General features: G+C 71.9%; 15 protein-coding genes and 4 tRNA genes. 11 read left to right on the forward strand and 8 right to left on the reverse strand.

Annotation, left to right across the window (positions count from 1 at the left end; genetic code table 11):
- Positions 1-448: 448 nt before the first annotated feature.
- From ACLJT4_RS37070 to ACLJT4_RS37080, 3 genes are all read right to left on the reverse strand, one after another.
- Entirely contained in the window at positions 449-2,731 is a 2,283-nt protein-coding gene (locus ACLJT4_RS37070; protein WP_411129351.1) for a DEAD/DEAH box helicase, read from the reverse strand.
- A gap of 230 nt (positions 2,732-2,961) precedes the next feature.
- Positions 2,962-3,738, reverse strand: coding sequence for a hypothetical protein (locus tag ACLJT4_RS37075; RefSeq protein WP_411129353.1), 777 nt, complete (start codon positions 3,736-3,738; stop codon positions 2,962-2,964).
- 133 nt (positions 3,739-3,871) lie between these two features.
- Positions 3,872-4,222, reverse strand: coding sequence for a metallopeptidase family protein (locus ACLJT4_RS37080; RefSeq protein ID WP_016578497.1), 351 nt, complete (start codon positions 4,220-4,222; stop codon positions 3,872-3,874).
- An 86-nt stretch (positions 4,223-4,308) separates the two neighbouring features.
- Between ACLJT4_RS37080 and ACLJT4_RS37085 the strand changes: the two genes are divergently transcribed.
- From ACLJT4_RS37085 to ACLJT4_RS37100, 4 genes are all read left to right on the forward strand, one after another.
- Entirely contained in the window at positions 4,309-5,952 is a 1,644-nt protein-coding gene (locus tag ACLJT4_RS37085; RefSeq protein WP_411129355.1) for a metallophosphoesterase, read from the forward strand.
- A gap of 83 nt (positions 5,953-6,035) precedes the next feature.
- A tRNA-Glu gene (locus ACLJT4_RS37090) sits at positions 6,036-6,108 on the forward strand.
- A gap of 47 nt (positions 6,109-6,155) precedes the next feature.
- Positions 6,156-6,230 (forward strand) — tRNA-Asp (locus ACLJT4_RS37095).
- A 4-nt stretch (positions 6,231-6,234) separates the two neighbouring features.
- A tRNA-Phe gene (locus tag ACLJT4_RS37100) sits at positions 6,235-6,308 on the forward strand.
- A gap of 183 nt (positions 6,309-6,491) precedes the next feature.
- On the opposite strand, the gene ACLJT4_RS37105 is transcribed toward ACLJT4_RS37100, so the two are convergent.
- Positions 6,492-7,571: an ABC transporter permease gene (locus ACLJT4_RS37105; protein WP_411129357.1), complete on the reverse strand. Its 1,080-nt coding sequence runs from the start codon at positions 7,569-7,571 to the stop codon at positions 6,492-6,494.
- Positions 7,572-7,795: 224 nt separating this feature from the next.
- On the opposite strand from ACLJT4_RS37105, the gene hrpA reads away from it, so the two are divergent.
- The 3 genes from hrpA (at position 7,796) to ACLJT4_RS37120 (ending at position 12,430) form a co-directional block, all read left to right on the forward strand.
- The gene (gene hrpA / locus ACLJT4_RS37110; protein ID WP_411129359.1) at positions 7,796-11,791 is read left to right on the forward strand and encodes an ATP-dependent RNA helicase HrpA; all 3,996 of its coding nucleotides are present in this window, start codon (positions 7,796-7,798) and stop codon (positions 11,789-11,791) included.
- A gap of 105 nt (positions 11,792-11,896) precedes the next feature.
- Positions 11,897-11,971: transfer RNA gene (locus tag ACLJT4_RS37115), tRNA-Asp, on the forward strand.
- Between the two features lie 222 nt (positions 11,972-12,193).
- The gene (locus ACLJT4_RS37120) at positions 12,194-12,430 is read left to right on the forward strand and encodes a DUF6274 family protein (protein ID WP_411129361.1); all 237 of its coding nucleotides are present in this window, start codon (positions 12,194-12,196) and stop codon (positions 12,428-12,430) included.
- A gap of 530 nt (positions 12,431-12,960) precedes the next feature.
- On the opposite strand, the gene bldC is transcribed toward ACLJT4_RS37120, so the two are convergent.
- A complete protein-coding gene (bldC, locus tag ACLJT4_RS37125; RefSeq protein ID WP_003980577.1) occupies positions 12,961-13,167 on the reverse strand; it encodes a developmental transcriptional regulator BldC in 207 nt (68 codons plus the stop codon).
- Positions 13,168-13,669: 502 nt separating this feature from the next.
- Positions 13,670-14,506, reverse strand: coding sequence for a hypothetical protein (locus ACLJT4_RS37130; protein WP_411129364.1), 837 nt, complete (start codon positions 14,504-14,506; stop codon positions 13,670-13,672).
- Positions 14,507-14,696: 190 nt separating this feature from the next.
- Between ACLJT4_RS37130 and ACLJT4_RS37135 the strand changes: the two genes are divergently transcribed.
- Positions 14,697-15,815 carry a Leu/Phe/Val dehydrogenase gene (locus ACLJT4_RS37135; protein ID WP_411129366.1) on the forward strand — a complete coding sequence of 373 codons (1,119 nt, stop codon included), beginning with the start codon at positions 14,697-14,699 and terminating at the stop codon, positions 15,813-15,815.
- Between the two features lie 310 nt (positions 15,816-16,125).
- Positions 16,126-16,374 carry a DUF3073 domain-containing protein gene (locus ACLJT4_RS37140; protein WP_016575266.1) on the forward strand — a complete coding sequence of 83 codons (249 nt, stop codon included), beginning with the start codon at positions 16,126-16,128 and terminating at the stop codon, positions 16,372-16,374.
- Between the two features lie 119 nt (positions 16,375-16,493).
- Here ACLJT4_RS37140 and purM read toward each other — a convergent pair whose 3' ends face one another.
- Together purM and purF are read right to left on the reverse strand one after the other, a co-directional pair.
- Positions 16,494-17,564: a phosphoribosylformylglycinamidine cyclo-ligase gene (gene purM, locus ACLJT4_RS37145; RefSeq protein ID WP_411129368.1), complete on the reverse strand. Its 1,071-nt coding sequence runs from the start codon at positions 17,562-17,564 to the stop codon at positions 16,494-16,496.
- Between the two features lie 33 nt (positions 17,565-17,597).
- Positions 17,598-19,157 (reverse strand): amidophosphoribosyltransferase, encoded by a 1,560-nt coding sequence (gene purF / locus ACLJT4_RS37150; protein ID WP_016575264.1) that lies wholly within the window; start codon positions 19,155-19,157, stop codon positions 17,598-17,600.
- A 127-nt stretch (positions 19,158-19,284) separates the two neighbouring features.
- On the opposite strand from purF, the gene ACLJT4_RS37155 reads away from it, so the two are divergent.
- Together ACLJT4_RS37155 and ACLJT4_RS37160 are read left to right on the forward strand one after the other, a co-directional pair.
- Positions 19,285-19,410, forward strand: coding sequence for a putative leader peptide (locus ACLJT4_RS37155; protein ID WP_376171736.1), 126 nt, complete (start codon positions 19,285-19,287; stop codon positions 19,408-19,410).
- A gap of 250 nt (positions 19,411-19,660) precedes the next feature.
- Positions 19,661-21,205, forward strand: a complete 1,545-nt coding sequence (locus ACLJT4_RS37160; RefSeq protein WP_411129371.1) for a sulfatase — start codon at positions 19,661-19,663, stop codon at positions 21,203-21,205.
- Positions 21,206-21,242: the final 37 nt, after the last annotated feature.

The following is a 21,242-nucleotide window of genomic DNA, read 5'->3' on the forward strand; positions in this document are numbered from 1 at the left end:
GGCATGGCAAAACCCGACCGGGAATCACCAGTCGGGTTACCGAACATGCAGGTCAGAGCGATATGCGCGAGGGTTCCGGGACTCGGCTCGGCCGAGCGGCTACTCGACAGAATTCGATTAAAAGTCCACTGCTCTGCCAATTGAGCTAATGGCCCGCACCGAGCAGCATAGCCGGAGGACGCGCCGCAGCCCGAAGGCATCGGGGATCTGGCCGATCAACGGCGTGCCGCAACCGGTGCCGGCCGCCCCCGATTCCCCGGCCATGGCTGCTTCCCGGGCGCCACGAGCCGCCCGCGTCCCCCGCCGACCCGCAGCCCGTCCCGGCCGCCCGCAGCACGTCAAAACCCAGGGCCCGTACGGCACTTCGATGCCGTACGGGCCCTGGGCGGGTGGTGCGGGTGGTGCGGGTCAGCGGCGGGTATCAGCCACGCCGCCGGTCACGGCCGACTCAGCCGTTGCGCTTCCAGCGCGGCTTGTCCTCGCGACGGCCGAAGCCGGAGGCACTGCCAGAGGCACTGCCAGAGGCGCTGCCGGAGCCACGGTGGTCGTCACGCCGGCCGTAGGGGCGGTCGCCGCCGGAACGGTAACCGGAGGACGGCCGGCCGCCGGAGCGGTCGTCGCGGTTGAACGGACGGTCGCCGCCGGAGCGGAAGCCACCGGTGGGACGGCTGCCGGAGCGGTCGTCGCGGTTGAACGGACGGGCCGGGCGCTCGCCGCGGTCCCGGTGGAAGCCGCCGCGGTCGTCGCGACGGTCGTCACGGCGGTCGAAGGAACGGCCACCGCGGTCGTCACGACGGTCCCGGTCACGGTCCCGACCGAAGCCACCGCGCTCGTCACGACGGTCGTCACGACGGTCGAAGGAACGGCCACCGCGGTCGTCACGACGGTCCCGGTCACGGTCCCGACCGAAGCCACCGCGCTCGTCACGACGGTCGTCACGACGGTCGAAGGAACGACCACCGCGGTCGTCACGACGATCCCGGCCGAAGCCGCCCCGCTCGTCACGACGGTCGAAGGAACGACCACCGCGGTCGTCACGACGGTCCCGGCGCTCGAAGTTGCCGCGCTCGTCGCGACGGTCACGACCGGCGCCACCACGGTCGTCCCGGCGCTCGGGGCGACGGTCGCTCGGCCCGGCCTGCGCCGGCACGGTGGCCTCGGTCGCCGCTTCCGCAGCCGCCTCGGCGGCCGCCTGCGCGGTCACCGCCAGCGCCTCCGCCGGGTCCTCGCCGCGCTCGCGGGCGGCCCGGGCGGTCAGCCGGTCGGCCTCCTCGCGCAGTTCGGTGGCGCGGCGCTGCAGCCGCTCCAGCTCCTTGGTGAGGACGCTGACCTCGCGCTCGGCCTGCTTGGCGGTGTTGTTCGCCGAATCGGCCTGGACCTCGGTGAGCGAACGCGCACCGGTGATCCGCGCCAGTTCCTCGTCGAAGGCACCGGCGCCGCCGACGATGTGGCGCGAGGCGTCGACGCCCGCGTCCTCCATCAGGCGGAAGATCTGCCGGCGCTGGTGCGGCAGCGACAGCGAGACGACGGTGCCGGACTGGCCGGCGCGGGCGGTGCGGCCCGAGCGGTGCAGGTAGTCCTTGTGGTCGCCGGCCGGGTCGACGTTCAGGACCAGGTCGATGCCGTCGACGTGGATGCCGCGGGCGGCGACGTCGGTGGCGACCAGCGCGTTGAGGTAGCCGTCCTTGAAGTCCGCGAGGACCCGGGTGCGGGCGCCCTGCGTCATGCCGCCGTGCAGCGCGTCGGCCGTGACGCCGGCCTCGATCAGCTGCTCGGCGACCCGCTCGGCGCCCAGCTGGGTGCGGACGAAGATGATGGTGCGGCCCTTGCGGGCGGCGATCGCGGCGGTGACCGGCGCCTTGTCCTTCGGCTTCACGACGAGGACGTGGTGGGTCATGGTCGTGACGTTGCCCTGGGCGCTGTCGACCTCGTGGCTGACCGGGTTGGTCAGGTAGCGCTTGACCAGCGTGGAGATCTCGTTCTCCATCGTGGCCGAGAACAGCATCCGCTGACCGCCGTCGGGCACCTGGTCGAGCAGCTCGGTGACCTCGGGCAGGAAGCCCAGGTCGGACATCTGGTCGGCCTCGTCGAGGACGGCGACCTGGACGTCCTCCAGGGAGCAGGCGCCGCGGTTGATGATGTCGCGCAGCCGGCCCGGGGTGGCGACGAGGATGTCGACGCCGCGCTCCAGGGCGTAGATCTGGTTGCCCATGGACGTACCGCCGCAGACGACCTTCATCTTCAGGCCGAGGACGTCGCCGTAGGGCTGCAGGGCGTCCGCGACCTGCATCGCGAGCTCACGGGTCGGGGTGAGGATGACCGCGCGCGGCTTCTTCTTCTCGGTGCGGCCGTCGGCCAGGCGGGCCAGGGTCGGCAGACCGAAGGAGAGGGTCTTGCCGGAGCCGGTGCGGCCGCGGCCCAGGATGTCCTTGCCGGCCAGCGCGTCCGGGATGGTCGCGGCCTGGATCGGGAAGGGGGTGGTGACGCCGTTCTGCGCGAGCTTGCGGACGACGCCCTCGGGGAGCCCGAGGTCCGCGAACGTCACGGTCTGGGCGTCGTCGTCCTCGGCGGCGTCGACGGCCTCGGCAGCGGCCTCGGTGGCCTCAGCGGCCTCGGCCTCGACGGCGTCCACCGCCGGCGTCAGCTCGTCGGCGACGACCGCCTGGGTCTCGGTGGGCTCGGGCTGCTCGTCGTTCGCGGGCAGGGCGGACTGATCAAGGGAAACGGACATGCGAAATGCGAAACCTTCCGGAGTCTCGGCACGCGCCCACAACTCCGTGTGATTTCGCAAAGACCGCCTCTATGCGGTCAGCCACGGCAAGGGAGAGAACGCGCCACACGGCGCGCTGTTTTCAGGCGCCGGGCAAATGGGATCAAACGATCTACCACCATACGCACCCTTCCCCCCGCAAGGCAAATGAGCCCGGCCACACCCCACCCCCGCCGGCCCCGCTCAGACCCTCAGGCGTCCCACTCCACCTGCGGCGACACCCCCGCGGACAGCGATGCGGAGCCGCTCCCCGGCACCGGCGAGCGCGCGCCCGACGACGCAGCAGCCGTGGACGTCCCTGCCACCCCTGCCGCCCCCGACGACTTCGGGGAGAGCTTCGGGGACAGCGGCGACGGTCCGGACGCCTGCGCGCCGCCGGCCGGTGACGCAGGCCCGCCCGACGGCCCGGCGGGCGGGGCGCTCGGCGTGCCGGGGGCCGGTGCGCTGGGCGGGGACGACGGGTGGGCGGAACGGGACGGCGAAGGCTGCGCCGGGCCCGCGGGGCCGCCCGGGCCGGGGGGCCTGCCGTGCGCCGGCCCCGGCTCGGGGCCGGACGGCTGGGCGGGCTGCGGGGGCGCCACCGGGGCCGACGGCGGCGCGGACGGCTCGGGGCTCGGCGAGGCCCCGGCGTCGTCCTCGCCGGCCGGCCCGGCACCGCCGTCCGCCGGCTGCGCGGGCCCGCCGTGGCCCGTCCGGTGCGGACCGCCGCCCCGCCCGTCGACGGTCAGCCCGCCGGGTCGGTGGGGCCGCCCCTTCTCGTCGCCGTGCCGGGCGGCGCTGCCGGACGGTGCGGGCTGTCCGGGATCGCTGACGCTCATGCAGCCGGCCAGTGAGGCGGCCAGCGCGGAGACGGTCACCGCGGCGGCCGTGACGCGCGCCATCGAGCGCCCGGCCGCCCCGGCGGCCCCTCTGCGGGCGGCGGCCCCCGGCGGGGACGGATCGGCGGCGGACTGTGGACGAGGGGGCATCGGGCTCACGGGCGGGACCTCCGGATCCGGGGCGCGGGACGGCGTCGGACGCCCTGCCCAACTCCCGCCCCCCGGTGGAGGACACGCGGCGGCGGACACCCGCACCGGATCCGGCCGGCGCGGGCGGGGGTCGTCAGCCGTAGCCGAGCGCGTGCAGCCGCGCGTCGTCGATCCCGAAGTGGTGTGCGATCTCGTGAACGACCGTCACCTCGGTCTCCGCGACCACGTCTTCCCGCGTGTCGCACATCCGCAGCGTCGGGCGCCGGTAGATGGTGATCCGGTCCGGCAGGACGCCCGCGTACCACTCGCCGCGGTCGGTGAGCGGGGTCCCTTCGTAGAGCCCGAGCAGGTCGGGATCGTCGGCCGGCGGTTCGTCCTCGACGAAGACCGCCACGTTGTCCATGAGCCGGGTCAACTCCGGCGGGATCCGGTCCAGCGCCTCGGCGACCAGTTCCTCGAACTCCTCGCGCGTCATTTCCAGCACGCCCCCATTGTCCGTCACCGCCGCCCGCCCGCGGGCGGAACCGGCCCGTCCCGCATGACGGCCGGCACAGCGGGCATAGGGGACCAATGGCCCGCGCCGCGCGCTCCCGGACACCCCGCCCCGACCCGCCAGGCCGCCTCCGCCTCCGCTTCCCGGGCCCCCGCCGCCCCGGTCGCCGGAGCCACCCGGCCGCACCCGGACCACCCGGCACCGGACGGCGCTCACCGACCGTCCGCCGCGCGGCACCCGGCGCCGCGCCCGGGCCGTCCGCCGGTCCGTACGCCCGGGCGCTCGGCCTGCTGGCCGTGAGCGTGCTCGGCGCCTGGCTGGGGCTGTTGGCCCTCGGCGGGGTCCGGGCCCCGGTCGGCCCGGTGGACACCAGCATGGCGCTGCGCCCGTCCCTGGCCGGCGGCACCCGGATCACCGTCCCGCCGCTGGGCGACCTGGAACTGGACAGCCACGCCGCCCCGATCCGCCTCGACGTGGACGTCGATCGGCTGGACCCGGCGCGCTCCGCGGAACTGGTCGACCATCCCGAACGGTTCGCCGGCCTCCAGGCGCAGGTCACCCACGACGTGCTGCGTGGCGCCGCCGGCCTGGTGGCGGCCTCCTGCGCCGCGGCGGTCTGCGGCGCCACCGCGCTGGGCCTGGTCGTCTACCGGCGGCCGCGCCGCGCACTGGCCGCCGGCGGTCTCGCCCTCGCCCTGCTCACCGCCTCCGGCGCCACCGCGTACGCCACCTGGAACCCCCAGTCCGTACTGGAGCCGCGGTTCTCCGGGCTCCTCTCCTCCGCCCCGTCCGTGGTCGGCAACGCCCGCAGCATCGTCAGCGAATTCGACGTCTACCAAAAGGAGTTGGCGCGTCTGGTCACCAACGTCAGCAAGCTCTACGACACCGCATCGACGCTGCCCGCCTACCAGCCCGACCCGACCACCCTCCGGGTGCTGCACGTCTCCGACATCCACCTGAACCCGGCCAGCTGGCACCTCATCGCCTCGCTGGTGAAGCAGTACCGGATCGACGTGATCATCGACACCGGCGACACCATGGACCACGGTTCGACTGCCGAGAACCACTTCCTGGACCCGGCCTCCACCCTGGGCGCGCCGTACGTCTGGGTCCGCGGCAACCACGACTCGCGCGGCACCCAGCGCTACCTGACCGCCCGCAAGCACGTCACCGTCCTCGACGGCGGGCGGGTCGCCCAGGTGGCCGGGGTCCGCATCGCGGGCGTCGGCGACCCGCAGTTCACCCCGGACCGCTCGGTGGCGCCGGCCGGCGACGCGGCCGAGCGCACCGCCGGCGGCCGACTCGCCGACGCGCTGCGCACCCAACGACTCGCCGGCACCCCGGTCGACATCGCCCTCGCCCACAACCCGACCGCGGTGACGGAGACCGACGGCCTGGTCCCGCTGGCGCTGGCGGGCCACGTCCACCACCGCGAGATCACCACGCTCCCCCAGGGAACCCGGCTGATGGTCGAGGGCTCCACGGGCGGCGGCGGGCTGCGGGCCGTCCAGAACAAGCAGCCCGCGCCCGTCCAGGCGTCGGTGCTCTACCTGGACCGCACCACCAAACGGCTCCAGGCGTGGGACGAGATCACGCTGGGGGGACTGGGTCTGACCCGCGCCGAGGTCAGCCGTCACCTGCCCCGCGAGAACCGGCCCGCGGCGCCGGGCGGCACCCCGTCAGCCGGCCCGTCGGCGACGGCTTCCGACGGGCCCGGGTAAACCGTTTTGGCGAACGGTCCTCCCATCCCATATGCTTCTCACGTCCCCGACGGAGCCGGAAACGGCGCCAAGGCGGGCCATCAGCCCTCATCGTCTAGTGGCCCAGGACGCCGCCCTTTCAAGGCGGTAGCACGGGTTCGAATCCCGTTGGGGGCACGCACCACCGTGTGCGAGACTGGTGCAAGCCACCTCGCACAATGCAAGGTCCTGTGGAGCAGTTTGGAGTGCTCGCCACCCTGTCAAGGTGGAGGCCGCGGGTTCAAATCCCGTCAGGACCGCTGCGGCTGGGTAGCTCAGTTGGTACGAGCGTCCGCCTGAAAAGCGGAAGGTCGCCGGTTCGACCCCGGCCCCAGCCACACCCATTGGGAGAAGGTCCCGGTTCATCTGAACCGGGACCTTCTTCTTTGTCGGGTTCTTCGTCGGGAATTCCGCAGGTCCGAGAAAGAACGTGCCGGAGCGGCCGGGTGGGAAGTTCCGCCCCGCTGGCGGGCCCGCGCCGAAGCCCGGGCCGGACGGGCCCGCAGAGCACCGCCGCGGGTTCAGGCGTCGGCGGCGTGCGCGGGCGACGGGGACGGTTCGCGGCCGCCCGGGTGGCGGTGCCGCCAGCCCCAGAAGACCGCGCAGGAGAGCGCCGACCAGCCGGCCAGTACCAGGAACGGGAAGGCGTGCTGGTGACCGCCGAAGTAGACCGCGGTGTGCTGGGCGTTGACGGAGGCACCCGGTGGCAGCCAGCGGCCGATCTGGCCGAGGGCGGACGGCAGCAGCGGCCAGGAGACCGCGCCGCCGGACGAGGGGTTGCCGAGCAGGACCATCAGCCCCCAGGTGGGGATCATCGCCCAGCGGCCCATGAGGGTGTTGAACATCGTGAAGACCATGCCGGACGTGAACATGGTCAGCGCGAGGATCATCCAGGACTCGACGAACGGCAGCCGGAGCGCGCCCAGCCACCAGTCGGCCACCGCGGCGATGGCGAAGCCGCCGAGCAGGGCGTTGGCCACGGTGAAGGCGGTCCGTTCGGCCGGGTTGAGGGCGCGGGCGTGCACGCTGAGCTGGATGGCGCCGACGAAGCCGATGATCACGGCTGCCAGGGAGATGTAGAAGAGCGCCAGCCCGCGCGGATCGCCGTGCTGCAGCGGTGTGACGTCGCGGACGGTGACGGGCACGCCGGTGGCCGGACCGACCTTCGCGGCGGCCTCGGACAGCAGTTGGGCCACCGACGCGCCCGAGGCGCCGGAGACGTCCAGTCCCACCCCGCGCCCGTGGGCGCGCAGCACCGCGAACTCGCGCTGCTCGTCGACGGCGTTCCGGGCGTCGGCGTAGGTGGCGTAGTCGGTCAGCTGGAGGGAGGCGTTCAGGGCCTGCTCCATGCCGGCGACGAAGGCCCGCTGCTGCGGGGCGGCGGGGGTGGTGACCACGGCGGTGGGGATGTGGCGCGGGGCCGGGTTGGCCATGGCGTAGGTGTACGAGCCGGCGAAGAGGCCGGCCGCCGCGGCGAGGATGAACATCAGGACGACCGCCGGGAGGAAGGGCGACGCCGCGAAGGCCGTCCACCGCTGCGACCAGCTCCGGGGCCGGCCGTGTGCGCCATGGGGAGCGGCGTCCTCTTCATGATCACGCATGCTCAACACGCTAAACCACCCATGTCGGGCATACCGCTCGGGGCTCCCGAGCCGAGCGGGCCGGTTCCCGCCGCGGCCCGTCGGGGGGCCGGGCCGTCCCGGCCGCGGCGCCGGCGCGCGCCGGGCCCGGGCCGCGACGATCACCGCAGGTGGGGGTGGGGGACAGGCCGCCGCCGGCAAATCGTTCGCCAGTCTTTTCCGCGAGGTGAGATCCTGGGGGACGTATGTCCAGTCAGCCTGCCTCCGCCCCGTCCGACGGCGCCGCCTCCACGCTGCCCTCCCTGCTGAAGCGACTTCCCGAGCTGATGCTGCGCGACCAGCAGCGGCTGGGGCGCCGGCTCGACGGCGCGCGCCGGATCCGCAAGCCCGAGGCGCGGGCCGCGGTGCTCACCGAGATCGCCGCCGGCCTCGACGAGGCGGAGCTGCGCGTGGCGCAGCGGCGCGAGGCGATGCCCGCGGTGAGCTATCCGCCGGAACTCCCGGTCAGCCAGAAGAAGGACGAGATCCTCGCGGCCATCCGCGACCACCAGGTGGTGATCGTCGCGGGCGAGACCGGCTCCGGGAAGACCACCCAGATCCCCAAGATCTGTCTGGAGCTGGGGCGCGGGGTCCGGGGCCTGATCGGCCACACCCAGCCGCGCCGGATCGCGGCCCGTACGGTCGCCGAGCGGGTGGCCGAGGAGCTGAAGACCCCGTTGGGCGAGGCGGTCGGCTGGAAGGTCCGCTTCACCGACCAGGTCGGCGGCGACACCCTCGTCAAGCTGATGACCGACGGCATCCTGCTCGCCGAGATCCAGACGGACCGCGAGCTGCAGCAGTACGACACGATCATCATCGACGAGGCGCACGAGCGCAGCCTCAACATCGACTTCATCCTCGGGTACCTGGCGCAGCTGCTGCCCAAGCGCCCGGACCTGAAGGTGGTCATCACCTCCGCGACCATCGACCCCGAGCGGTTCTCCCGGCACTTCGGGGACGCGCCGATCGTCGAGGTCTCCGGGCGCACGTACCCGGTGGAGGTGCGGTACCGCCCGCTGCTGGAGGAGGGCGGCCAGGACCCCGACCGCGACCAGATCACCGCGATCTGCGACGCGGTGGACGAGCTCCAGGCCGAGGGCCCCGGCGACGTCCTGGTCTTCCTCTCCGGCGAGCGCGAGATCCGGGACACCGCGGACGCGCTCAACAAGAAGAACCTGCCGGCGACGGAGGTGCTCCCGCTGTACGCCCGGCTGTCGCACGCCGAGCAGCACCGCGTCTTCCAGCGGCACAGCGGCCGCCGGATCGTGCTGGCCACCAACGTCGCCGAGACCTCGCTGACCGTCCCGGGCATCAAGTACGTCATCGACCCCGGCATGGCCCGGATCTCGCGCTACAGCTTCCGCACCAAGGTGCAGCGGCTGCCCATCGAGCCGGTGTCGCAGGCCAGCGCCAACCAGCGCAAGGGCCGCTGCGGCCGGACCAGCGACGGCATCTGCATCCGGCTGTACTCCGAGGACGACTTCCTGACCCGCCCGGAGTTCACCGACGCGGAGATCCTCAGGACGAACCTCGCCTCCGTCATCCTCCAGATGACCGCGGCCGGCCTCGGCGACATCGAGAAGTTCCCGTTCATCGACGCGCCGGACCGCCGCAACATCAAGGACGGCATCGACCTGCTGCGCGAGCTGGGCGCGCTGGACGCCACGCAGAAGGACGCCCGCAAACGGCTGACCCCGCTGGGCCGCAAGCTCTCCCAGCTGCCGGTGGACCCGCGGCTGGCCCGCATGGTGCTGGAGGCGGACCGCAACGGCTGCGCCCGCGAGGTCATGGTGATCGCGGCGGCGCTGTCCATCCAGGACCCGCGCGAGCGCCCGTCGGACAAGCAGCAGCAGGCCGACCAGCAGCACGCCCGCTTCAAGGACGAGACGTCGGACTTCCTGGCGTTCCTCAACCTCTGGAGTTACGTCCGCGAGCAGCAAAAGGCGCTCTCCTCGTCAGCCTTCCGCCGGATGTGCCGCACGGAGTTCCTGAACTACCTGCGGATACGCGAGTGGCAGGACATCTACACGCAGCTGCGCACGGTCGCCAAGGGCATGGGCGTCCACCTCAACGAGACGGACGCGGCGCCGGACCACATCCACACGTCATTGCTCGCCGGTTTGCTTTCGCACATCGGACTCAAGGACGCGGACGCCAAGAACGAGTACCTGGGCGCCCGCAGCGCGAAGTTCGCGGTGTTCCCCGGCTCCGCCCTCTTCAAGAAGCCGCCCCGCTGGGTGATGTCCGCCGAGCTGGTCGAGACCTCCCGGCTGTGGGCGCGGGTCAACGCCCGGGTCGAGCCGGAGTGGATCGAGCCGCTGGCCGAGCACCTCGTGAAGCGGACCCACAGTGAACCGCACTGGGAACAGAAGATGGCCGCGGTGATGGCCTACGAGCGGGTGACGCTCTACGGCGTCCCGATCGTGGCCCAGCGCAAGGTCAACTACGGGCGGATCGACCCCGAGGTCTCCCGTGACCTCTTCATCCGGAACGCCCTGGTGGAGGGCGATTGGCGCACCCACCACCAGTTCTTCCATGACAACCGCAAACTCCTCGGCGAAGTCGAGGAGTTGGAGCACCGCGCCCGACGCCGCGACATCCTCGTCGACGACGAGACGCTCTTCGACTTCTACGACCAGCGGATCCCCGCGGACGTGGTCTCCGGGGCGCACTTCGACGCGTGGTGGAAGAAGAAGCACCGGGAAGAGCCGGAGCTGCTCAACTTCGAGCACTCGATGCTCATCAACGAGTCGGCCGAGGCGGTCACCAAGGACGACTACCCGGACTCCTGGCGCCAGGGGAAGCTGAAGTTCAAGGTCACCTACCAGTTCGAGCCCGGCGCGGACGCGGACGGCGTCACCGTCCACGTCCCGCTCCAGGTCCTCAACCAGGTGGCCGCCGAGGGCTTCGACTGGCAGATCCCGGGCCTGCGCGAGCAGTTGGTGACCGAACTGATCCGTTCGCTGCCCAAGCCGATCCGCCGCAACTACGTCCCGGCGCCGAACTTCGCCGCCCGGTTCCTGGACTCCACCGTCCCCCTCCAGGGCGCGCTGACGACCTCGCTCGCCGCCGGCCTGCAGCGGATGGTGGGGGTGCCGGTGGAGGCCGCGGACTTCGACCTCGCCAAGGTCCCCGACCACCTGAAGATCACCTTCCGGGTGGTCGACGAACGACGCCGCAAGCTGGCCGAGGCCAAGGACCTGGAGGCGCTGCGGCTCCAACTGAAGCCGAAGACCCGCGCCGCCATCTCCCGGGCCTTCGAGCAGGCCGCCGAGCGTCCCGGCAAGGACCGCAGGGGCGGCCGGGGCGAGACCCCGCCGGCCGGCCCGGAGCAGCGCACCGGGCTGACGTCCTGGACGATCGGCACGCTGCCACGCACCTTCGAGACCCGCCGCGCCGGCCAGCCGGTGAAGGCGTACCCGGCGCTGGTCGACGAGGGCAGCAGCGTCGCGGTGCGGCTGTTCGACACCGAGGCCGAGCAACTGGCGGCCATGTGGGCCGGCACCCGCCGCCTCATCCTGCTCAACGTCCCCGCCAACCCGGCCAAGTTCGCCCAGGACAAGCTGAGCAACCAGCAGAAGCTGGCGCTCTCCCGCAATCCCCACGGCTCCATCGCGGCGCTCTTCGAGGACTGCGTGACCGCGGCGGCGGACCGGCTGATCGCGGCGCGCGGCGGTCCGGCCTGGGACGAGGAGGCGTTCCGCAAGCTCTTCGACGCGGTGCGGGCCGACCTCGTCGACGCGACGCTGAAGACCATCCAGCAGGTGCAGGAGGTGCTGGCCGCCTGGCAGGCGTGCGAGCGCCGGCTGAAGGCGACCTCGTTCGCGTCCCTGCTGCCGTCGCTGACGGACGTCAAGGAGCAGCTGGCGGAGCTGATCAAGCCGGGCTTCGTGACCGCCCACGGTGCCAAGCGGCTGCCGGACCTGATGCGCTACCTGGTCGCCGTCGACCGCCGCCTGACGCAACTGCCCACCAACGCCGAACGGGACCGCAGCCGGATGGCGAAGGTGAAGGAGATGCAGGACGAATACGCCTGGCTGCTGGAGCAGTTCCCCCAGGGACGCCCGGTGCCGGCCGCGGCCCGGGAGATCCGCTGGATGATCGAGGAGCTGCGGGTGAGCTACTTCGCGCACGCCCTGGGCACCGCGTACCCGGTCTCCGACAAGCGGATCATGAAGGCGGTGGACGCCGCGGCGCCGTAGCCGAGCCGAGCGCGGGGCGGCAGCCGGGACCGAGTTCGACCGCACCCCCTGACCTGCTGTAGAGTCTTGCTTCGCAGCCCGCCGCAAGCGGAAAGCGAAGATCAAGGTCCTGTGGAGCAGTTTGGAGTGCTCGCCACCCTGTCAAGGTGGAGGCCGCGGGTTCAAATCCCGTCAGGACCGCATTTCACGGCCCGCACCGTTCTCCGGTGCGGGCCGTTGCGTTGTCCGCCGCGCACGGGGATTCCCTGGTTCCCCGTCGCGAACCGCCGCCCCCACGGAGGGTGGCGCGAGGTGGCCCGAAGGCCCCGCCGGGCACGGGGAGAGGCGTGCGGCCGTCTTGACGGCGGCACCTGCCGCCGGTACTCACTCACCAAGAGGTGTGGGGCCTGGAGGTGGCGTGCGATGACGACCGCGGTACGGCACGAGACCAGGGCGCTGTTGCGCGCCCACCTGTCGGCGGCGCTGCGCTACGGCTACCGCCACCTGACCCGGCAGTGCCCCGTCTGCCACCAACTCCTGCGGCTCGCCATGGAGCCGCACGACGCCCCGTCCGGGCCCGTCGCGCCCCCGAGCGCCCCCGACCCCTCCCGGGCCGCCTGCGAGCCGCCGGCGGAGGACGAAAGTCCCGGCCTCCGGTGACCAAGGACGCCTGCGCCACCGGCCACGCGGTGAAAGGCTGTTGAGGCAAGAACGGCCAAAAGGCGCTATACCCCAGCATCGTTCACCGTTCAAGAACTCAGGGATGTGACGGGAGTCACCGAACAAGTTTCACGGGATGGGGAACTTACCACCCAGTGACAGCGGGTCAATTTAATATGTGCAATTGCACTACCTTCCCAGCATCCCCAAAGAAGACCGCCAGGTCCGGTCTGGTGGACCCCCTCAAAGCCCCTGAGGAGGGCATGGCGGCCCTGCCGAAGCCGACCGGCGCCAGGGTGACCCAAGCGTCGCGAGCGGCCCGGGAGCGGGCGCACACAAAAAAGTGATCGCGCCGGACCCGGCGGAGTCCAGCGCGATCAATGACGTACCCGGAGGGGGTGTGACACCTGTTGGGGCAGGCACCGCGTCGTATGGAGCTGTGGTGGAGCGTGGTGAAGCAGGTGGAGCTGTGCACAAAAACGGGCGCTTCCGGGTTGGGGGGCCCGAAAACAGCCTGGTTATGCGGTTATTCAGGACTCGCTGCGCTGCTGCGGGATACCCGCGAGCAGTGCGCGGACCTCAGCCTCGCGGTAACGCCGATGCCCTCCGAGCGTACGGATGGACGTGAGCTTGCCTGCCTTGGCCCAGCGGGTCACCGTCTTCGGGTCCACGCGGAACATCGTGGCGACCTCGGCGGGGGTAAGCAGCGGCTCGGCGTCAGGGGTGCGAGCGGTCATGAGCGGCCTCCTCGGGAGAACCGAACCATCACGGTTCTTTCCTCTAAATTCTGCACCTTGACCCACGTTGCCCGAAATGGCGGACGCGGGCCGAGTCGGTTATAGGACGAACGGCTTGTCCTCGGCACTACAACTACACCATCTGTCCAGCCACGTCGGCCAAACCGATGGAATTGCCCTCTCAGGTGTTCAACCTTGGCGGATGCCGATGGACCATGCCATAGCGGACAGTCACACCCCCGTGACGATCAGTCACAACGTGATCAGCCGCCATGAGACCCCCCAAGGAGCGCAATACCGATCTATCCGCCCTTAGTTGGACGGAAGGAGCCCAAGTCAGGCTCCTTGTCCTATTTTGGCACGAGGGTGCACCTTGAGAGCAAGACCCGAAGTCAGTGCTTTAGGTCACGCTTGGGGTAATAGCCCGGATCAGGACCTACGTCCCGTACGTCCGATCAGTGGGGACTCCGCACCCGGCAACTCCGCCCCGGGCTCACGGCGTTCAGCTGGAGAACTGGCGTTCGCGCACCGCGCTCCACCGCTGCGAGAGCTTCTCGTACGCGGCACCGGCCCGCTCGCCGTCCCCCTCGCGCAGCGCCGCCAGCCCCTCCGCCACCTCCGCGGCGGAACGATCCTCGACGAGCTGCCCCTCGGGCACCGCGTGCACCAGCCCTCCGTAGTCCAGCTCCACGAGCGAACGCGGGTGGAAGTCTTCGAGCCAGCGCCCCACATCTACCAGGCCGTCGATGAGGGGCCCCTCTTCCAGGGCGTCCCGGAGCGTGCGCAGTCCGCGCGCGACCCGTCGGCGCGCCTGGACCATGGGCGTGCGGTAACGCAGCGCGGGCGCCGGGTCACCCTCCGCGTACTCCCGCTCGTCGTCGTCGAAGAGGACGAACCAACGGACCGGGACGTGCCAGGTGGCCGCGCGGATCCAGGGGCGTGCATCGGGGTTGCGCTCGCGCCAGCGCTCGTAGTCGGTGGCCGCCTGGCGGCGCACCACCGGGGGCAGCGCGGCGTCCAGCACCGAGGCCGGCAGCAGTTCCTCCAGGGCCTCCAACGCCTGCCAGCCGCGCAGCCGGGTCCGCCAGGGGCAGACGCAGGTCACGTCGTCCACGACGGCCACGAAGGCGTCGCCGCTCTCGTGGACCGGCACCGGCACCGGCGGGGTCGGCAGCAGGTCGGCCAGCGCCCGGCGCTGCTCGTCCTCGGCCGTGGGTGTGACCTCGCGCGTGGCGTAACGCGCCCAGTAGGAGCGCTCCGGCTCGGGGAACGCGGCCAGCGGCTCGTAGACCCGCAGATAGGCCACATACGGGACCCGCACCGATGACGCCAAGGCCACGCCCGCTCCTCCAATGGAATGCCCACCGACCGGAGTTGCCCACCCCGCCCGGCCCGGATACGGCAGATCGTCCCACGCCCGTCCCCCGGGAGAGGGTGATCCTCCCGACCTGACCGATCAACCCGCCCTCCAGGACTTACGCTCGTCCCAACCGGCCCTCCCCACCCGCAGGAGGGCGTCCTCCGCGACTATGGGAGTCACCACAGTGACCGACGTACGTCCTGCCGCTGCCGACGCCACCGGCGGCGTCCTGCAGACCCTGTTCCGCACGGAGCAGGGCGGCCACGAGCAAGTCGTTCTCTGCCAGGACCGGGCCAGCGGCCTCAAGGCCGTGATCGCCCTCCACAGCACCGCCCTGGGGCCCGCCCTCGGCGGTACCCGCTTCCACCCGTACGCCTCCGAGGAGGAGGCGGTGCTGGACGCCCTGAACCTGTCGCGCGGGATGTCGTACAAGAACGCGCTGGCCGGGCTGGACCACGGCGGCGGCAAGGCGGTGATCATCGGTGACCCCGAGCTGATCAAGACCGACGAACTGCTGCTCGCGTACGGCCGGTTCGTGGCGTCCCTCGGGGGCCGCTACGTCACCGCGTGCGACGTCGGCACCTACGTCGCCGACATGGACGTGGTCGCCCGGACGAACCGGTGGACCACCGGCCGGTCACCCGAGAACGGCGGCGCCGGCGACTCCTCGGTCCTGACCGCCTACGGCGTCTTCCAGGGCATGCGCGCCTCGGCCCAGCACCTGTGGGGCGACCCCTCCCTGCGGGACCGCAAGGTCGGCGTCGCGGGCGTCGGCAAGGTGGGCCACCACCTGGTCGAGCACCTGCTCAAGGACGGCGCCGAGGTCGTGATCACGGACGTCCGGACCGAGTCGGTGGACCGGGTCCTCGACCGGCACCCGCAGGTCACCGCCGTCGCCGACACGGCGGCGCTGATCCGCACGCCGGGCCTGGACGTGTACGCGCCGTGCGCGCTGGGCGGGGCGCTGGACGACGTCACGGTGCCGGTGCTGACCGCGAAGGTGGTGTGCGGCGCGGCCAACAACCAACTCGCGCACCCGGGCGTGGAGAAGGACCTGTCCGACCGCGGCATCCTCTACGCCCCCGACTACGTCGTGAACGCCGGCGGCGTCATCCAGGTGGCCGACGAGCTGCACGGCTTCGACTTCGACCGGTGCAAGGCCAAGGCCGCGAAGATCTTCGACACCACGCTGGCGATATTCGCTCATGCGAAGGCCGATGGCATCCCGCCGGCGGCGGCGGCCGACCGGCTCGCCGAGGCGCGGATGGCGGAGGCCCGCAGGGCCTGACGGCCCCCGGCCCGCGTGGCCGGAAACACACCCTTGTGCGGCCCGCCACGGGCAGTTGGGGAGACATCCCTCACCACCCGTCGGCGGGTCGCCGTACGGGACAGGTTAAAATCGCAGTTGACCAGCGTGGACGGGGCGCCACGCCGGTCGTGCCGAGCGGTGGGTGATGCGGGCGACGTACCGTATGGCCGCAGAAGCAGGTACCGTTAAAGCCCTACGGACCGGTCTCTCTGTCGAGAGCCCGCTCTGAATCATGAACGCGTGTCAAGACTCTGGGGCCGACGAGCCCCGTCACTGAGGGGGTCGACCCATGGGGCGCGGCCGGGCCAAGGCCAAGCAGACAAAGGTCGCCCGCCAGCTGAAGTACAGCAGCGGTGGGACGGATCTCTCGCGACTGGCCGACGAGCTTTCAACGCAGTCGAACCAGCAGCCTCCGAATCGAGAGCCGTTCGAGGGCGAGGACGAGGACGACGACCCGTACGCGCAGTACGCAGAACGGTATAACGCCGACGACGACGAGGAAGAAGGCCACTCCTCGAACCAGCGTCGTCGCGCCTGACATTCTGCGCGCTCGCGGGATTCATAACATCATTACGGACCCGGTCCAGGGAATGCCCAGGACCGGGTTCTGTGCTGCCCTGGGGGCCACCGGGCCGGTGACCCCCCGCGACGGCGGTGTCAGCTCGCGTAGTCACCGGTGAGGGTCACTGCCTCCGCGTGATCGCCGCGCTCGACGATCTCGCCGCCGACCCAGGCGTCCACGCCGCGGTCCGCGAGGGTCGCCAGGGCGACGTCCACCGACTCCTGGGGGACGACGGCGATCATGCCGACGCCCATGTTCAGGGTCTTCTCCAGCTCCAGGCGCTCCACCGCGCCGGCGGTGCCGACGAGGTCGAAGATGGCGCCCGGCGCCCAGGTGCTGCGGTCGACCGTGGCGTGCAGGCCGTCCGGGATCACCCGGGCCAGGTTGTTGGCCAGACCGCCGCCGGTGACGTGCGAGAAGGCGTGCACCTCGCAGGTGCGGGTCAGCGCCAGGCAGTCCAGCGAGTAGATCTTGGTGGGCTCCAGCAGCTCCTCGCCGAGCGTGCGACCGAGCTCCGGGACCTCCTGCTCCAGGGACATACCGGCCCGGTCCAAAAGGACGTGGCGGACCAGGGAGTACCCGTTCGAGTGAAGCCCGGAGGACGCCATCGCGATCACCGCGTCGCCCGTACGGATGCGATCCGCGCCCAGGACCCGGTCGGCCTCGACCACGCCGGTGCCGGCGCCGGCGACGTCGAACTCGTCCTCGCCCAGCAGGCCCGGGTGCTCGGCGGTCTCGCCGCCGACCAGCGCGCAGCCGGCCAGCACGCAGCCCTCGGCGATGCCCTTGACGATCGCCGCGACCCGCTCCGGGAAGACCTTGCCCACGCAGATGTAGTCGGTCATGAACAGCGGCTCGGCACCGCAGACGACCAGGTCGTCGACGACCATCGCGACCAGGTCGTGGCCGATGGTGTCGTAGACGCCCATCTTGCGGGCGATGTCGACCTTGGTGCCGACGCCGTCGGTCGCCGAGGCCAGCAGGGGACGCTCGTAGCGCTTGAGCGCGGAGGCGTCGAAGAGGCCGGCGAAGCCGCCGAGCCCGCCGACGACCTCGGGGCGGGTGGCCTTCGCCACCCACTTCTTCATGAGGTCCACGGCGCGGTCGCCGGCTTCGATGTCGACACCCGCACTCGCGTAGCTGGCACCGGTGGATTCAGCGGACATGGCTGAGAACTTTCGTTTGGGTGGGTACGAGCTCTACGGGCGCCGCAGTGCGTCGGCGCCGCCGATCCCGGCGGTGAGCGTCTGGACGCCGTCCACGTCGGACGCGGCCGGGGTCTTGGTCTCGGACTCCAGGAGGTGCTTGCCCAGCAGCTCCGGGTCCGGCAGCTCCATCGGGTACTCGCCGTCGAAGCAGGCACGGCACAGCTTCGGCTTGTCGATCGCGGTCGCCTCGATCATGCCGTCGATGGAGATGTACGCCAGCGAGTCGGCGCCCAGCGACTTGCCGATCTCCTCGACGCTCGCACCGTTGGCGATCAGCTCCGCACGGGTGGCGAAGTCGATGCCGAAGAAGCACGGCCACTTGATCGGCGGCGACGAGATCCGGATGTGGACCTCGGCGGCGCCGGCCTCGCGCAGCATCCGGACCAGGGCGCGCTGGGTGTTGCCGCGGACGATCGAGTCGTCGACGACCACCAGGCGCTTGCCGCGGATGACTTCCTTGAGCGGGTTGAGCTTGAGGCGGATGCCGAGCTGGCGGATGGTCTGCGAGGGCTGGATGAAGGTCCGGCCGACGTAGGAGTTCTTGACCAGACCGGAGCCGTAGGGGATCCCGCTGGCCTCCGCGTACCCGACGGCGGCCGGGGTGCCGGACTCCGGAGTCGCTATCACCAGGTCCGCGTCGGCGGGCGCCTCGGCGGCCAGCTTGCGGCCCATCTCCACCCGGGAGAGGTAGACGTTGCGACCGGCGATGTCGGTGTCCGGCCGGGCGAGGTAGACGTACTCGAAGACGCAGCCCTTGGGGCGGGCCTCGGCGAAGCGCGAGCTGCGCAGGCCGTTCTCGTCGACGGCGATCATCTCGCCGGGCTCGATCTCGCGGATGAAGCTGGCGCCGACGATGTCCAGGGCGGCCGTTTCGGAGGCCACCACCCAGCCGCGTTCGAGGCGGCCGAGCACCAGCGGGCGGATGCCCTGCGGGTCACGGGCGGCGTAGAGGGTGTGCTCGTCCATGAAGCACAGCGAGAAGGCGCCCTGGACCTTCGGCAGGACGCGGGGCGCGGCCTCCTCGACGGTCAGCGGTTTGCCGTCCTCGTCGACCTGGCCGGCCAACAACGCGGTCACCAGGTCGGTGTCGTTGGTGGCCGCGACCTGGGTGGCCCGGCCGCCCTCGCGGGGCAGCGCGGCGACCATCTTGGCCAGCTCGGCGGTGTTGACCAGGTTGCCGTTGTGGCCGAGCGCGATCGAACCGTGCGCGGTGGCGCGGAACGTCGGCTGCGCGTTCTCCCACACCGAGGCACCGGTGGTGGAGTAACGGGCGTGGCCCACGGCGATGTGGCCCTGGAGGGAACTGAGGGAAGTCTCGTCGAAGACCTGGGAAACCAGGCCCATGTCCTTGAAGACGAGGATTTGGGAGCCGTTGCTCACCGCGATGCCCGCGGACTCCTGTCCACGGTGCTGCAGCGCGTACAGCCCGAAGTAGGTGAGTTTGGCGACCTCTTCCCCCGGGGCCCAGACTCCGAAGACGCCGCAAGCGTCCTGGGGGCCCTTCTCACCGGGGAGCAGGTCGTGGTTGAGTCGTCCGTCACCACGTGGCACGCCTCAGAGTCTAGGGCAGGTCGCGGATTCATCCGAACCGGGGATGGCCTGCGAGCTGGAGGAGTGCATGAACGGGGCGTTAAGCATGCTTGACGTGCCCACGGCCACCCGGCCAGGATTTCCGCCCATGCAGACCCCGCAGCCCTTGGCGCGCCTGGCGTGTCACCGGGCGCCCCGCCGCGCGCCGCGCCTCGTGCGCCGCCGCCACGTCGACCTCGGTCGCGTGGCCAGCGCGATCTGTCACCGCGGGTGACAACGGGTGGCCGCGCACCGCGCCTGACGCCGCGCCGCCGCCCCTGAGCTGCACTTTCGCATTTCCTCCCGGTCGACCGCCAGGGCTCCGCCCCACCCCTCGCCGCGCAGTACGCGGCGAGATGTCCGCGATGCCCGCTGTCCGGTCGGTGTGAGATGCGCGACGTTCGCTCGCCCGCCCGTCTCCCGCCGTCCCCGGGGGCCGACGCGCGGCGCCCCGGCCCGCACGAGTTCCCTGGAGACCCGTACCGATGTCGTCCGTCGACCCCGTCCACGAGCGCCCCGCCCACGAACCCGCCGCCCACGGCTCCCCCGCCGACGCGGCTCCGTCCCACGAGGCCCCTGCCCACCCGAATCCGGGTCTGTCCCGACGCGCCTTCGGCGGGCTCGCCGGCGTCGGCGCCGCGGCCGCCGTCGGCGGGCTGGGAACCCTGGCGGGCGCTCCGGCCGCCGCTGCCGCCGTCCCGGAGCAGCCCGGGGAGCGGCCGTTCCGGGCCGCCCCGGGGCGGCGCTCGCGGCGCCCCAACATCCTCTTCATCCTCGGCGACGACCTGGGCTGGGCGGACCTCTCCTCGTACGGGGCGTCCGGTATCCGGACGCCGCACCTGGACCGGTTGGCCCGTCAGGGCGTCCGCTTCACCCAGGGGTACTCCGGGTCGGCGACCTGCTCGCCCACCCGCTTCTCGCTCTACACCGGCCGCTACCCGGGCCGCACCACCGGCGGGCTCGCCGAGCCGATAGCCGACCGCGGCGTGGGCCTGGCGCCCGACCACCCCACGCTCGCCTCGCTGCTGCGGGACGCCGGCTACGCCACGGCGCTGATCGGCAAGTGGCACTGCGGCTACCTGCCGGACTACAGCCCCACCAAATCCGGCTGGGACACCTTCTTCGGGAACTTCGGCGGGGCCCTGGAGTACTACTCGAAGCTGGGGCTCGCCGGGGAGTACGACCTCTACGAGGGCGATGCGGAATACCGGGACCTGCGCTACTACACCCGGATCCTCACCGAGCGCGCGGTGGAGCACGTCACCGAGGCCGGCAAGCGCACCGGCGGACGCGGCGCGGACCGGCCCTGGCTGCTGAACCTCAACTACACGACGCCGCACTGGCCGTGGATCGCGGACGGCGACACCGAGGAGAGCGCCGAGATCGTCCGCCGGATCAAGGCGGGCGACCGGAGCGCGCTGTTCCACGAGGACGGCGGTTCGCTGGAGAAGTACCGCGAGATGGTCGAGGACCTGGACCGCTCGGTCGGCGAGGTGCTGGCCGCGCTGCGGCGCTCCGGCCAGGAGGAGGACACCCTCGTCTTCTTCGCCAGCGACAACGGCGGGGAACGCTGGTCGTACAACTGGCCGCTCTCCGGCAACAAGGCGTCGCTGAAGGAGGGCGGCATCCGGGTGCCGACGATCGTGCGGTGGCCGGCCCGGATCGACCCCGGGCAGGTCAGCCACGAGCCGGTGTTCACCCCGGACTGGACGGCCACGCTCCTGGAGGTCGCGGGCGCCCGGCCGGACCGCGACCACCCCCTGGACGGGACGAGCCTGGCCGGCTACCTGCTGCGCGGGGAACGGCCGGCCGAGCGCGACCTGTTCTGGCGGGTGCGCGGCGAGCGGGCGCTACGCCGCGGCGACTGGAAGTACTACCGGGGCACGGGCGGCGCGGACCAGCTCTTCCGCCTCACCGCCGATCCGCGCGAGCAGGCCGACCGGGCGGGGCACGAACCGGAACTGCTGGCGCGGCTGCGGACGGCCTGGGAGGCGGTGGACCGGACGCTGCTGCCCTATCCGAAGCGGTGACCCCGACGGGCCCGGCCGGCCGGGGCGGGGCGGGGCC

Source organism: Streptomyces sp. x-19 (genome assembly GCF_046549115.1).
GTDB lineage: Bacteria > Actinomycetota > Actinomycetes > Streptomycetales > Streptomycetaceae > Streptomyces > Streptomyces albulus_C.